At 63.0% G+C, this 12,395-nt stretch carries 15 protein-coding genes; 8 read left to right on the forward strand and 7 right to left on the reverse strand.

What is annotated here, in order from left to right; genetic code table 11:
- Positions 1–3 precede the first annotated feature (3 nt).
- Together BLT92_RS01870 and BLT92_RS01875 are read right to left on the reverse strand one after the other, a co-directional pair.
- Positions 4–849 (reverse strand): ABC transporter permease, encoded by an 846-nt coding sequence (locus BLT92_RS01870; protein WP_092102496.1) that lies wholly within the window; start codon positions 847–849, stop codon positions 4–6.
- Positions 846–1,877 (reverse strand): ATP-binding cassette domain-containing protein, encoded by a 1,032-nt coding sequence (locus BLT92_RS01875; RefSeq protein ID WP_092108673.1) that lies wholly within the window; start codon positions 1,875–1,877, stop codon positions 846–848. Before BLT92_RS01875 ends, BLT92_RS01870 begins: the two co-directional genes overlap by 4 nt.
- A 144-nt stretch (positions 1,878–2,021) precedes the next feature.
- Here BLT92_RS01875 and BLT92_RS01880 point away from each other — a divergent pair, with 144 nt between their 5' ends.
- Positions 2,022–2,948, forward strand: a complete 927-nt coding sequence (locus tag BLT92_RS01880) for a carbon-nitrogen hydrolase family protein (RefSeq protein ID WP_157691302.1) — start codon at positions 2,022–2,024, stop codon at positions 2,946–2,948.
- Here the strand turns inward: BLT92_RS01880 and BLT92_RS20745 are convergent.
- On the reverse strand, positions 2,929–3,450 hold the full coding sequence (locus BLT92_RS20745; protein ID WP_231938972.1) for a hypothetical protein: 522 nt from the start codon (positions 3,448–3,450) through the stop codon (positions 2,929–2,931). The two genes, BLT92_RS01880 and BLT92_RS20745, sit on opposite strands and share 20 nt — an antisense overlap.
- Positions 3,451–3,656: 206 nt before the next feature.
- On the opposite strand from BLT92_RS20745, the gene BLT92_RS01890 reads away from it, so the two are divergent.
- Together BLT92_RS01890 and BLT92_RS01895 are read left to right on the forward strand one after the other, a co-directional pair.
- A complete protein-coding gene (locus BLT92_RS01890) occupies positions 3,657–4,313 on the forward strand; it encodes an RNA polymerase sigma factor (RefSeq protein ID WP_231938973.1) in 657 nt (218 codons plus the stop codon).
- On the forward strand, positions 4,310–4,531 hold the full coding sequence (locus BLT92_RS01895; RefSeq protein WP_092102499.1) for a hypothetical protein: 222 nt from the start codon (positions 4,310–4,312) through the stop codon (positions 4,529–4,531). Before BLT92_RS01890 ends, BLT92_RS01895 begins: the two co-directional genes overlap by 4 nt.
- Before the next feature lie 25 nt (positions 4,532–4,556).
- Here BLT92_RS01895 and BLT92_RS01900 read toward each other — a convergent pair whose 3' ends face one another.
- The gene (locus BLT92_RS01900) at positions 4,557–5,813 is read right to left on the reverse strand and encodes a phospholipase D-like domain-containing protein (RefSeq protein WP_092102502.1); all 1,257 of its coding nucleotides are present in this window, start codon (positions 5,811–5,813) and stop codon (positions 4,557–4,559) included.
- A gap of 125 nt (positions 5,814–5,938) precedes the next feature.
- Here BLT92_RS01900 and BLT92_RS01905 point away from each other — a divergent pair, with 125 nt between their 5' ends.
- Positions 5,939–6,466, forward strand: coding sequence for a Dps family protein (locus BLT92_RS01905; RefSeq protein WP_092102505.1), 528 nt, complete (start codon positions 5,939–5,941; stop codon positions 6,464–6,466).
- Positions 6,467–6,577: 111 nt separating this feature from the next.
- Here the strand turns inward: BLT92_RS01905 and BLT92_RS01910 are convergent, their stop codons facing one another.
- Positions 6,578–7,207 (reverse strand): HD domain-containing protein, encoded by a 630-nt coding sequence (locus BLT92_RS01910; RefSeq protein WP_092102508.1) that lies wholly within the window; start codon positions 7,205–7,207, stop codon positions 6,578–6,580.
- 66 nt (positions 7,208–7,273) lie between these two features.
- Positions 7,274–7,735: a nuclear transport factor 2 family protein gene (locus tag BLT92_RS01915; RefSeq protein ID WP_092102511.1), complete on the reverse strand. Its 462-nt coding sequence runs from the start codon at positions 7,733–7,735 to the stop codon at positions 7,274–7,276.
- A gap of 169 nt (positions 7,736–7,904) precedes the next feature.
- Between BLT92_RS01915 and BLT92_RS01920 the strand changes: the two genes are divergently transcribed.
- On the forward strand, positions 7,905–8,807 hold the full coding sequence (locus BLT92_RS01920; RefSeq protein WP_092102515.1) for an Ltp family lipoprotein: 903 nt from the start codon (positions 7,905–7,907) through the stop codon (positions 8,805–8,807).
- Positions 8,808–8,904: 97 nt separating this feature from the next.
- On the opposite strand, the gene BLT92_RS20565 is transcribed toward BLT92_RS01920, so the two are convergent.
- On the reverse strand, positions 8,905–9,048 hold the full coding sequence (locus BLT92_RS20565) for a GPGG-motif small membrane protein (RefSeq protein ID WP_009884920.1): 144 nt from the start codon (positions 9,046–9,048) through the stop codon (positions 8,905–8,907).
- Between the two features lie 316 nt (positions 9,049–9,364).
- On the opposite strand from BLT92_RS20565, the gene BLT92_RS20325 reads away from it, so the two are divergent.
- From BLT92_RS20325 to BLT92_RS01935, 3 genes are all read left to right on the forward strand, one after another.
- Positions 9,365–10,546, forward strand: coding sequence for a hypothetical protein (locus BLT92_RS20325; RefSeq protein WP_157691303.1), 1,182 nt, complete (start codon positions 9,365–9,367; stop codon positions 10,544–10,546).
- Positions 10,547–10,695: 149 nt separating this feature from the next.
- The gene (locus BLT92_RS01930; RefSeq protein WP_092102521.1) at positions 10,696–11,436 is read left to right on the forward strand and encodes a DUF998 domain-containing protein; all 741 of its coding nucleotides are present in this window, start codon (positions 10,696–10,698) and stop codon (positions 11,434–11,436) included.
- A 44-nt stretch (positions 11,437–11,480) separates the two neighbouring features.
- Positions 11,481–12,380, forward strand: a complete 900-nt coding sequence (locus BLT92_RS01935; protein ID WP_092102524.1) for a macrolide 2'-phosphotransferase — start codon at positions 11,481–11,483, stop codon at positions 12,378–12,380.
- Positions 12,381–12,395 lie beyond the last annotated feature (15 nt).

Raw genomic sequence — 12,395 nt, forward strand, 5'->3', positions numbered from 1 at the left:
CGGTCACCTGCGCTGGTAGGACCGCAGCGCCAGCGGAGCGAAGATCGCGATGACGACGGCGCAGCCGACGAGCGCCCATCCCACCTCGGCGGTCACGGCACCGGTGTTCGCAAGGTCGCGGACCCCGGACACGACGTGTGAGATCGGGTTGATGGTGACGAACCACTGGAGCCAGTTCGGCAGAGATTCGACAGGGACGAAGGCGTTGGACAGGAATGTCAGCGGGAAGAGGATCATCATCGAGATGCCCTGGGCGCCTTGAGCGGAGCGGACCACGGTGCCGATGTAGGCAAATGCCCAGGACAGCGACCAACCGGTGACGACGACGAGGATGATCGCAGCGATCACGCCGAGGGCACCGCCTTCGGGTCGGTAGCCCATGGCGATTCCGGTCAGGAACGTCAATGATGCGGCGATCGCGTAGCGGACCAGGTCGGCGACCATCGGCCCCGCCAGGGGTGCGATGCGGGCGACGGGCAAGGTGCGGAAGCGGTCGAAGATGCCGGTGTCCATGTCTTCGCGCAGCTGCACGCCGGTGTCCATGCTCGCGGTCAGGCAGGTCATCGCGAGGATGCCCGGAACCATGAGCGGCAGGTAGTTCGCGATGTCGCCGCTGATGGCGCCGCCGAAGATGAAGCCGAACATGACGGTGAAGAGGATCGGCTGGATGGCGACGTCGGAGAACTGCTCGGGTTCGCGGCGCATGCGCTTGAGCGCACGGGCGGCGAATCCCATGGTCTGGTTCCAGGATTCGACGAGGCCCGGGCGGGCCGGAAGTTGGCTCGTGTCGGTGCTGACCGTGCCGATGGGTGCGCGGCGTGCGGCTTGGGTGGTCTGTGTGGTGCTCATGCTGAGATCTCTTCTCTGCTTGCGTCAGTGGGGCTTGGTTCAGTGGCGGTTTCGCCGGTGATGGTGAGGAACACGTCGTCGAGGCTGGGCTCCTGCACCTTGATCGACGAGACATCGATCGAATGGTCGCGCAGCGCCAGCAGCACGGTGGCCGCATCGCTGGCGACCTGCAGGGAGACCGTGATCGCTCCAGGATCGGGCACGTGGACGACGTCGCCGGCGAAGAGCTCGCTGATGACTGCACGAGCTCGGTCTTCGTCGCCGGCGTCGCCGAGGATCAGCTGCAGGCTGGAGCCGCCGATGGAGGCTTTGAGCTCGCCGGGGGTTCCCTGCGCCACGATCTGACCGCGGTCGATGACGGCGATGCGATCGGCCAGTTGGTCGGCTTCTTCGAGGTACTGCGTGGTCAGCAGCACGGTGACGCCACCGGCAACGAGGTTGCGGATCGTCTCCCACATCTGGTTGCGGGTGCGGGGATCGAGTCCGGTGGTGGGTTCGTCGAGAAAGATGAGCGGGGGCCGGGTGATGAGGCTGGCGGCCAGGTCGAGGCGTCGGCGCATGCCGCCGGAGAACGTGGACAGCGGTTTGTCGGCGGCAGCACCCAGTCCGAATTCCTCGAGGAGTTCGACGGCGACGGACCGCGCAGCGGTCCTGCTCAATCCCTGAAGTCGGGCGATCAGCTGGAGATTCTCGCGGCCGGTCAGCTTCTCGTCCACCGAGGCGTACTGCCCCGTCACGCCGATGAGCTGCCTGATCTTATGGGGTTCGCGGGCGACGTCGACACCGAAGATCTCGGCGTGCCCATCATCGATTGCCAGGAGCGTGGCCAGCATGTTGATCATCGTGGTCTTGCCTGCCCCGTTGGGGCCCAGGACGCCGAAGATCTCTCCCCTGCGGATGTCGAGGTCGATGTGGTTGACAGCGGTGTAGTCGCCGAAGGTCTTGACGAGTCCGCGAATGCGCACCGCCGAGGTGGCGGAGGCAGCTGCGTTGGTTTGGACCGATGGGTCTGTTCGTATGTTCTGCATTCCCTCAGTGTTCACGCCACCGGTTTCATCGTGGTTTCACAGCAGGCTCGCCCTGGTTTCATCCGGTCACCGGTGAGACGATGACGGCAGGTGCTACAGGCTGAGAACCACCTCGTCGGGTGTCACAGATCAAAGGAGCCTCACATGTCGCAGTTCACCGTCGCCGCCGTTCAGGCCGGCAGCACGTTGTTCGATACCGGAGCCACACTCAAACAGGCACTTGCCTATATCGGGGAGGCCGCGGAGCAGTCAGCTTCACTCGTCGTTCTCCCGGAGGCCTACCTCGGCGGGTATCCGAAGGGCCTGGACTTCGGTATCACGGTCGGTTCCCGCTCCTCCCAAGGACGGAAGGACTTCCAACGCTACTTCGACTCGGCGATTGCCGTTCCCGGCCCAGAGACCGATGCCTTGGCCGACGCCGCGAGCACTCATGGGCTGACCATCGTCATCGGCGTCATCGAACGTGACGGCGGCACCCTCTACTGCACCTCGCTGTTCTTCACCCCCGAGGACGGGTTGGCAGCCAAACACCGCAAGCTCGTCCCTACCGCCGCAGAGCGTTTCCTCTGGGGCCGTGGTGACGGATCGACGCTGGAGACGATTGAGACGGCTCTGGGCACCCTCGGCTCGGCGATCTGCTGGGAGAACTACATGCCGCTGCTGCGCCAGACCATGTATTCCAAGGGCGTCGACATCTGGTGCGCGCCCACCGTTGATGAGCGGGAGGTGTGGGCCTCGACCATGCGCCACATCGCATTGGAGGGACGGTGCTTCGTCATCAGCGCGAACCAGTACCTGCAGCGCCGCGACCTGCCCGACGACGTCCATCCTTTTCAAGGCGAGGATCCCGACACCACGCTGATCTCCGGCGGCAGCATGATCGTCTCGCCCTTGGGCCATGTGCTCGCCGGACCGAAGCGCAATGGTGCCGGACTCCTCCTCGCGACGATCGACCTCGACGAGTTGGCTCAGGCGAAGTTCGACTTCGATGCCGCTGGTCACTATGCCCGGCCCGATGTCTTCACGCTCCTCGTCGACGAAGAGGAGAAGCTCACCACCTACGGGCTGTGATGAGGCAGCTCGTGATGAGGCGGGCGATCATGCTCGCCGTCATCTTCTGGAGCCGGTCGAAGGCGAGTGCGGTCAGGGCCAGGGCTGCGACGAGCAGTCCGAAGTCGCGCAGGGCGATGTCGAAGATCTGTCCCATGGAGACGAGGTCGATGATGATCCCAGCCAGCCAGGCCACGACCAGCAGTGATCCGAATTTCGGAGCCACGGCGACGACGATGCCGGCGATGATCTCGATGATGCCCACGGCGAACATGGCCTGATGGGCGGTCCCCGGCACGATCGCATCGATCCACGGTGCCAGGTAGCTGTCCCAGTTCGTGAGCAGGCCGAAGAATTTGTCCAGCCCGAACAGGATCGGGGCGACGGTGAAGATGGTGCGCAGCAGGAAGAAGGCGCGGTCACTTCCAAGGTGAGATCTGAGGCCAACTGCCCCGGAACTTGCCCCGGTGCCTGATCCGGTGTCTGATCCGGTGTCTTCGGGGGTGGCGAGTTTGTGTGACATGAGCGTGTCCCTTCACGAATGGGCGGAGGATGCCTGTTGGCCTCCTGTACCCAGTTGGTGTCCACGCCTTATGCTCGTCTTACCGGGGCGAGAGAAAATGTTTCGCGGAAGGTTTTTCGCCGATTGAGGTAAGACCATCTCCCCCATCTGACACCAACGAACTATGACCCTTCTCTGCTTCGCCTGGTGGTGGCACAATGATGATCGTGAGTGATGTACCCATCTCTGTCCCTGACTGTGTGCGCGATGACAACTGGCACCTTCACCTCGGCGAGTTCGAAGAACCCGAGACACCGCAACGGCTCGCGGCTCAGCGCAGACTGCACGAACTGCTGCTCAAGGCCACCCGGCTGCAGGTGGGGCGGCTGCGGCATCAACTTCCAGGTGCCGGGTCGACTGACCTGGAGGATCTGGCTCAGCAAGCCGCCGACGATGCTCATCTCGCGGTGCTGCGCAGACTCGGCGAGTTCGAGGGGCGCAGCAGATTCAGCACCTGGGTGTTCAAGTTCGGCATCCTGCAGGCAGGTGTCGCCGTGCGCCGGCAGGCATGGCGCCACCGCGAGGTCACGCTCTCGGAGAACTTGCCGCTCGTCGATGCCGATCACGGGCCGGCCAGCCGCGCCGAGGGCTCCGATCTGGCGCGTGCGGTCCGCACGTCCCTGGGCACGGCACTGACGCCTCGGCAACGACAGATCATGATCGCCCTGCTCATCGACGATGTGCCCATCGATGTCCTGGCGCAGAGGCTGGGCACCACTCGCAACGCGCTGTATAAGAATGTCCACGATGCCCGGAAACGACTGCGCGAGGCGCTCATCGCCTCCGGCCACCTCGAGGCACTCCCCGATAGGAGGACGTCATGACCGACCCGCACCAGCCCTTGAGTCCGGACGCGATCGCCCGGCTGCTCACGGATACGGAGCCATACCTGTCATGTGATGAGTGCTTCGCCCGCATCGACGAATACGTCGAGCACACACTGAGCGACCCGAGCTACCTGGACGTGCCCATGGACGTGCACTTAGCCGGGTGCGCCGTGTGCGCCGAGGAAGCAGAGACGCTCACCGAGCTCCTGTCCTGAGCTCAGCAGAACCTGCCTCAGACACTCACAGGAACGGTCGCATCGGCTTCAGCGCCGACTCGGCGATCTGTGTCAGCGGATGACGGTCCAACCAGTCAGTGCCGAGGACCTCGCAATGTTCGGCGTCGGAGAGGAACGCCTTCTCCATCTCTGCAGCGAAGTCGGGGTCGATGACCTCGACGTTGGTCTCATAGTTGAAGGTCAGCGACAGTCGGTCAATGTTCGCTGTCCCCACCGTCGACCATTTTCCGTCCACCGTCGCGATCTTGGAGTGGATCATGGCCGCCGTGTAGAGCAGGACAGTGACGTCGGACCGCTGCATCTGCTCGAAGAAGCCTCGGGACAGATAGTCACCGAGGATGTGGTTGGATTCCTGCGGCACCATGATCCGCACGTCGACGCCGCGAGCTGCTGCGTCGATGAGGGCATTGAGGAGCTGCTGATCGGGAATGAAGTACGGGGTTGTGAGCCAGATGCGGTCCTGTGCGCGTTCGAACGCGTTGAGGTACATGGACCGGATCGGGTAGACAAGCTGGATCGGCAGGTTGGCCGAGACCCGAAGCTTCGACTCCCAGGCTGTGGGCGCGACCCATTCGATCTGATTGTCCGAGTCATGGAATTCGTTCCACACTCGCGCGATGGACTGGCGCAGCCCCCAGGTGCCGGGACCGGCCGCCTTCAGATGGGTGTCCCGCCAGTGTCGGGCGTAGAGGGAACCGATGTTGAACCCGCCGACGAAGGCAACGTCGTTGTCGATGACGAGGATCTTGGAGTGGTTGAAACCGGAGTGGCGCAGCGGCCCCCTCCAGAACTTCCTGGCCACGAGCGGCAGCCGCAGAACCTTGATCCGCATGGACAGCTGCTCATAGAAGGAGCGCGGGATGGAGAGGTTGGCAAAACCGTCGTAGATGATGTGGATGTTGACCCCGCGTTTGGCTGCGGCGTTGAAGGCGTCGATGAACTTCTGGCCCATCTCGTCGTTCTTCCAGATGAAGGTCTCCATCTGAATCGACTCACTTGCGGATCCGATCTCGTCGAGCATGTCGTCATACAGTGTCGCCCCGTCGGTGTAGATGCTCAGCTGGGAGTCTTCGACGTGGGCGTGGAAGGTCCCAGGACGTGGCGCCGTCCGATGTTTGCGACCGCGTTTCTGCACCAGGTCGATCGCCAATGAAGCCCCCACTGTGAGCGGGACCGCGCAGGCGAGCCCGGCGGCGGCCCATGGTGCGATGGCGCGGAGGCGATCGAGGCCCTGACGGAGATTGCGCGGAATGGCTCCCATAACTGTTCAGTATATCGGCCCCCAGACGGCGGCAACGTTGACCTCATACCCAAGATTGAGGTCTATCGTCGGCAGGAGGTGCCCATATACGGCACATCGTTGCACTGCTTTAGGAGGAACGAATCATGGCTGAATCAGTCAAGGTACCCCAGCCGGCCGGAACGAAGACCACGGGCGCGGAGAACGCGGAGCACGGCTTCACTGCGTCCCCGGCTCTGGCCAAGAATATGCAGTCCGTCCTCGTCGATTTCATTGCTCTGCAGTTGGTCGGCAAGCAGGCCCACTGGAACATCGTCGGCCCCAACTTCCGCGATCTGCACCTCAACCTCGACGAGGTAGTGGCCATCGCCCGCACCGGCTCGGACAGCATCGCCGAGCGCATGAGGGCCCTGCACGCCACGGCGGACGGTCGCCCCAGGGTTGTCGCCGAGCAGTCGTCCCTGCCGGAGTTCCCAGCCGGCGAGATCACGACCCATGACGCCATCGATCTCAGCGTGCGCGCCGTCGAAGCCACGGTCGCGACCATGCGCAAGGTCCATGACGAAGTCGATGCCGCCGACCCGACCACGGCCGACATCTTTCATGAGTTCATCTCGCAGCTGGAGCAGCAGGCGTGGTTCCTCAGCGCCGAGACCCGCACCCCGTCGAACTGACCTGAGGAACCGTCCCTGTGACGGTCCTTTGAAAAGCCACCGGTGACCACGTCGTACAGACATGATCGCCGGTGGCTTCTCCGTGTCACGCACCCATTTGAGGCAACCGCACTACTCCGAGCGTGCTGCCTCAAACGGGTGCTTGAGCATCTTCTGCTCGAGGCCGCTATCGACAATGCGCTGAGCAGCGGTCGAGGGTTTGCGTTCGGCCTGGGCGCTCACGCAGGCGGTGAACTCGTGGGCAACTGTCAGGCGCGGATATTTCTTGAGGACTTCGCCAACGAAGCTCGAGGGCAGGTCCCCCGATCGGGCGCCGGTGATATCGAGAGCCGTGCCAGCCTCGAGCAGATACCCTTCGAGGTCAGTCGACGGGTCTACGGCTGCCCAGTTGTGCCGGATAATGACATCTTTGGCGCGTACACGCCGATCTCTGGGCCACCCGGCTCCCGTCGTCAGCGCAACGGCGACGTGCCCGCCGGCTTCCTCGTACGACAAGGTGCGGTTGTCGAATGGCTCGACGATTCCGATGTCATGAAGCAGCGCGGCCACATAGAGAAGCTCGTCATCGAAGGTGGATCGACTTTCCATTGCGGCAAAGCCACGCGCCCAGTGCCATGACCGCAACACATGGTTGAGCAACGCAGGCGAGTGATAGTCAGCCGCCAGTTCGTATGCTGCGATTGACGCCCGGCTGTCAGGGGCTTTGAGATCGCGCAACCGTAGATTTGAGCTCGTTGCCATTGCCTTGTCCCTCTTCTCTCGTTGCACGAATTGACGTTACTTCACCAGCGCCGAGGTGGCCCGCCGTCAGCGAAGCTCGATGTCCACTCCGTGTTCCTCGGTGGGACGGGGACCGAATATCCGGCGCTGCGCATCGGTGATGGTGACGTCGTTGATGCTCGCCTCCCGACGTGACATGAGACCGTCGTTGCTGAATTCCCACAGCTCGTTGCCATAGCTGCGCCACCACTGACCCGCGGCGTCGTGCCATTCGTACTGGAAGCGCACAGCGATGCAGTCGTCGCTGAATGACCACAGGCTCTTGCGCAGCGCATAGTCGAGTTCGCGCTCCCACTTCCGGGTCAAGAAGGCGACGATCTCCTCACGACCGGAGAGGAACTCATCGCGATTGCGCCACACCGATTCCGGGGTGTAGGCGAGGGAGACCTTATGCGGATCGCGGGTGTTCCACGCATCCTCGGCGCCCTGGACCTTCTGCGCGGCGGTCTCGGCAGTGAACGGCGGGAAGGGCGGACGTGCCTGGGACATGACGGTTCCTCTCGGATCGGGTGACAACGGGAGTCACCAGCCACCCTAGACCCGCTCTGAGACGGACGTGGAGCAGTGAGCAGTATCACTTCAAATTTGTAGTTTATTGTTCAAGTACCAGATATACTATTTCTGTACTTGCAACCTCGCTCAACCACTGGAAGTGATAATGACACAGCAGCAGATGCCCGAAACCACCTACGCGGGCGCATGGGTTCCCCCACAGCAACACGCAGGGCAGAAGTCGTTCATTGCCACATGGCTTTTCGCTTGGCTCCTCGGCGGACTGGGAGTCGATCGTTTCTACCTGGGCAAGATCGGCACCGGAGTCCTCAAACTCATCACCTTCGGCGGTCTCGGCATCTGGGTGCTCGTCGACCTCATCATCACGCTGTCCGGTGCGCAGAGGGACAAGCAGGGCATGCCGCTCAACGGCTACCAGCAGCATAAGAATCTTGCCTGGATCGTCACCGGTGCCGTCATCGCCCTGGGAATCCTCATCGGTGCACTGTCACCGAAGCCGACGTCGACAACACAGATCGCGGATCCCGCCCCGAGCGTCGAGGCCGAGCCTGCGGCGATCGAAGAACCCGTCGAAGACGCTGTTGCAGACGAGGCACCGGAGGAGCAGCCCGTGGAGGAAGCTCCCGTGGCTGAAGAGCCGGCAGAAGAGCCCGTCGTCGAGGAACCTGTTGCGGAGGAGCCCGTCGAGGCTCCAGTCGAAGAGGAAGCCCCTGTCGCCGAGGAAGAGGCTGAGTCCAGTGTTCCTGCTGAGTACTCTTCAGCACTGACCAAGGCACAGTCATACTCGGACATGATGCACATGAGTAAGGCTGGCTTGTACGATCAGCTGACAAGCGAATACGGCGAACAGTTCTCCGCTGAAGCTGCACAATACGGAGTCGACAATGTCGATGCCGACTGGAATCAGAATGCGCTCGAAAAGGCAAAGTCCTACCAAGACACTATGGCAATGTCGCCGGACGCAATCCATGACCAGCTGACCAGTGAACATGGCGAACAGTTCACCTCGCAGCAGGCCGACTACGCGATCGATAACCTCGACGGCTGACCACGGGCCGCCGGTCCACGGCTACGCCTGACGCCGATACAAATGCGGCGCCTCAACCCTTCCCGGGGTTGAGGCGCCGCATTTGTGTCTCAGCAGGTCAGGTGAAGATGCTCACTCCGCCTGGTCCGACGAGGCAACCGATGACGATGAGGATGATGCCCCACACGATCTGCTTACGGAAAATTGCGAAGATGCCCGAAATGACGAGCAGTGCTGCGATGATCCAGAGAATAATAGCCATTGCCCTGACCCTTCCTCAGATGTTTCAAAGTGGGTGTTTCACCGACAGGGTGATGCGCCTGTCGGAGCTTGGGAGCATCCTTCAGTGCCGCGGTGTACTTTCAGTGACGCGGTGAGTCCGGATCCTCGAAGGTTCTCCGTTCGGTGGCTCGAGGATCATAGCTGCGATCGGTCAAGCGGGGGTCGTCTTCGGGAGCACGAGGCGCGCCACGATCATCGGCAACTGGGCGGTCCGAGCGATCGGCCGGCCTGGAGCGCATTCCGTAGTCCGCTTCGTACGAATCGCGGTCGGCAATCGGCCGCTGGTCGGCAACAGGTTGACCGTCACCAACGGGCTGGCGGTCACCAACGGGCTGGCCGGTGTCGACCAGACGCTGATCGGCCGCAGGGCGCTGCGGCTGGTCGTCGACTACCGGAGGCTGATCGGCAGTCGGGCGCGGCTGGTCAGTGACCGGGCGCTGTGGCTCGCCGACACGGGGTTCGTTCGCCGCCGGATGACCGTCGGCTACCGGCTGACCGTTACCAACTGGGGGCTGGCCCGCGACGGGCTGACCATCAGCAACGGGCCGGCTGTTATCGACTGGACGCTGGTCGGCAACGGGGCGCTGCTGGTCGGCGACGGGCTGGTCATAATCGACCGGGCGCTGGTCGGCAACCGGGCGCTGGTCAGCGACGGGTTCACCAGCGGGAACGGGCTGGCCGTTGTCGACCCGACGCTGGTCAGCATTGGGCTGCCTCTCGGCAACGGGCTGGCCATCATTGACTGGGTGCTGTGGCTGACCTTCAGCCACCGGGCGCTGATCGGCCATGGGACGCTCCGGCTGACCTTCGGCCACGGGACGCTGCTGGTCAGCGACCGGGCGCGGTTGGTCGACGATACGGGGATCGTGGCCGGCCTGAGGTTCGTCAGGCACCGGTCGACCGTCATTCGCGACACGACCGTCGCCAGCCACAGGCGGAGCGTCGGGATGGCGTTCGTCCGCGCCCGGGCCGTTTCCGGCAACTGCTGCTCCGGTGCCTGCAGCGGCTCCTGCTCCGGCACCCGCGGCCGCACCGGGTGCGGCTTTCTGGTTGCCGTGGGCGTCCACGTCGGGATCGAGTTCATCAGCCTTCTTGAGCTGATCTTCATGCTCGAGGCGCTGCTCGCGGGCGAGACGATCACGTTCGGCGGCATCGGCATCCAGCTTCTCCGCCTCGGCGGCCTTGCGCTTGGCTTCTGCGGCCTGAACCTCGGCGTCGGCATCGGCCTTCTTCGCCTCGGCCTTGCGACGCTCTGCGTCCGCTTCCCGAGCATGAACTTCATGCTCGGACTCGGCGCTTTCCTGGCGGATCCGTGCTGCTTCCTTGCGCTGGTGTTCGCGCTTCTTAGCTGCAGCCTTACGACTGACCGCGATAATGATGCCGACGACAATCAGAACTACGACGATCGCAACGACTATCCAGATGATGGTAGTTGTACTCATGCGCTTTCTCCTTGCTGCCTATTCGGTTCTCATTGATCATGTGGATCCGATCAACAGGATGAATTCATAGTTGCACGGCGTATCCCACCTGACAAGGGCATTCAGGAAGCCGATCAGGGTGTGTCGGTGGTTTCAGATCGGCAAAACGTCTTGTGCACCCCACCTCCCCGTCTACCATTGGCGGCATGCGTGAGATCCAATCCGAGGCTTCCGCAGCTACGCGTTCGACCGCCATTGCAGCGATCTGCTGGATTCTCGCCGGCATCGTCTATCTCCTTGCCGAGGCCATCACTGCCTCTGCATTCCCTCACTATTCGTATGCGATGAACTACATCAGCGACCTCGGCGTGCCCGACGTCGAAATGTTGGGCAATCGAGCCATTGATTCGCCGCTGCACATGGTCATCAACATCGTCTTCGTGGTCCAGGGTCTGCTGTTCGCCGCAGCGTCTATATGTATGGTTCGCGGTTCAGGGCCGGTCCTGCGACTGCCGATCATCACCTTCGCCTTCTTTCACGCCCTGGGAATGGTGCTCATTGCCGTGGTCAACGGCGGTCAGCACAACAACGAGCTCGGCCTCGGCTGGGTCCATCTCCTCGGCGCGCTCTTCGCCTTCCTCGGTGGGCACCTGACCGCGATCTGTGTCGGCATCTCCCTGCTGTTGAGTCGGCGCAGCTCCTTTGGCCGTCCCAGCCGCCTCATCGGTGTCATCAGCGTCGTGATCGGCCTCATCGGGATTCTCGGCATCGTCATGCTCCAGGTCGATGTACGAGCCGTGCCGCGGACTGTCCTTCCCGATGGGGTGTGGGAGCGCATCGGCATGTACGCGATCATCGTGTGGGAAATCGGATATGGAGCCCTCCTTCTCAGCAGACTGCGCACGCACACGCCACTGTCGGACAGGTCGGCCACGGCCTTAAACTGATGTCAGACCCCAACGGAGCGAGTCCGATCCGGAAAGGCAGCCCGATGCCGATCACCAGTACTGATGCCACAGCCATCCGCGAACTTGCGCAAGCCCACGGCCTCGACATCGTCCCCGAGACCATCGCAGTCAATGAGCTCGGCCTCGACTTCCAGGTCGCCATCGCCGAGGCGGTCGACGGTCAGTCCTGGGTGCTGAGGATCCCCCGCCGCCCGGATGTCACCGATCGCGCCGCCGTCGAGGGCCGTTTCCTGAGTGCGATTGCGCCCCATCTCAGCGTCGCGGTTCCCGATTGGCGGGTCCACACCGCCGAGCTCATCGCCTATCCCCTCCTGCCCGGTGAGCCGGGTTTGACGATCGATGACCAGGGTCAGCCGCAGTGGCACTTCGATGTCGAAGCCGACGAGTATGCGCAGTCCCTCGGCGATTTCCTCGCCGAGCTCCACACTGTCGATCCCGCGGTTGTTCGCGCCTCGGGCATCACCGAGCACTCCCCCGCCGAGGTGCGGCAGCGCAAGCGCGATGACATCGCTCGCGTCGTGGCCGAGTTCGATGTGGCCCGAAGTCTGCGTGATCGGTGGAATGCGTGGCTCGACGATGACTCCTATTGGCCCACGCTCACGGTCGTGACGCACGGTGAGGTGTATCCGGCGCATCAGCTCATGGACGGTGCGAGGAATCTCAGCATTCTCGACTGGACGACGGCCGCGATCGGCGATCCGGCCAGGGATTTCATGATCCACCACGCCAGCGTCTCGGCCGAGGCCTTCAATGCAACGATCAAACACTATGTGGACAACGGCGGCAGAGTCTGGCCGAGATTCGCCGAGCACTGCGGCGAACTGTTCTCCACCTCGCCGGTGGAGCTCGGACTCTACGCACTGCAGACCGGCAACAGTGATCATCTGGAGGCTGCGATAACGCAGCTGGACTCCACCGAATGACGGAAGCGCAGGACT

Source organism: Brevibacterium picturae, assembly GCF_900105045.1.
GTDB lineage: Bacteria > Actinomycetota > Actinomycetes > Actinomycetales > Brevibacteriaceae > Brevibacterium > Brevibacterium picturae.

Excerpts from the sequence above, each read along its gene's own strand:
- BLT92_RS01870 (WP_092102496.1), bottom strand. The coding sequence starts at position 849 with ATGAGCACCACACAGACCACCCAAGCCGCACGCCGCGCACCCATCGGC.
- BLT92_RS01875 (WP_092108673.1), bottom strand. The coding sequence starts at position 1,877 with ATGCAGAACATACGAACAGACCCATCGGTCCAAACCAACGCAGCTGCC.
- BLT92_RS01880 (WP_157691302.1), top strand. The coding sequence starts at position 2,022 with ATGTCGCAGTTCACCGTCGCCGCCGTTCAGGCCGGCAGCACGTTGTTC.
- BLT92_RS20745 (WP_231938972.1), bottom strand. The coding sequence starts at position 3,450 with ATGTCACACAAACTCGCCACCCCCGAAGACACCGGATCAGACACCGGA.
- BLT92_RS01895 (WP_092102499.1), top strand. The coding sequence starts at position 4,310 with ATGACCGACCCGCACCAGCCCTTGAGTCCGGACGCGATCGCCCGGCTG.
- BLT92_RS01900 (WP_092102502.1), bottom strand. The coding sequence starts at position 5,813 with ATGGGAGCCATTCCGCGCAATCTCCGTCAGGGCCTCGATCGCCTCCGC.
- BLT92_RS01905 (WP_092102505.1), top strand. The coding sequence starts at position 5,939 with ATGGCTGAATCAGTCAAGGTACCCCAGCCGGCCGGAACGAAGACCACG.
- BLT92_RS01910 (WP_092102508.1), bottom strand. The coding sequence starts at position 7,207 with ATGGCAACGAGCTCAAATCTACGGTTGCGCGATCTCAAAGCCCCTGAC.
- BLT92_RS01915 (WP_092102511.1), bottom strand. The coding sequence starts at position 7,735 with ATGTCCCAGGCACGTCCGCCCTTCCCGCCGTTCACTGCCGAGACCGCC.
- BLT92_RS01920 (WP_092102515.1), top strand. The coding sequence starts at position 7,905 with ATGACACAGCAGCAGATGCCCGAAACCACCTACGCGGGCGCATGGGTT.
- BLT92_RS20565 (WP_009884920.1), bottom strand. The coding sequence starts at position 9,048 with ATGGCTATTATTCTCTGGATCATCGCAGCACTGCTCGTCATTTCGGGC.
- BLT92_RS01930 (WP_092102521.1), top strand. The coding sequence starts at position 10,696 with ATGCGTGAGATCCAATCCGAGGCTTCCGCAGCTACGCGTTCGACCGCC.
- BLT92_RS01935 (WP_092102524.1), top strand. The coding sequence starts at position 11,481 with ATGCCGATCACCAGTACTGATGCCACAGCCATCCGCGAACTTGCGCAA.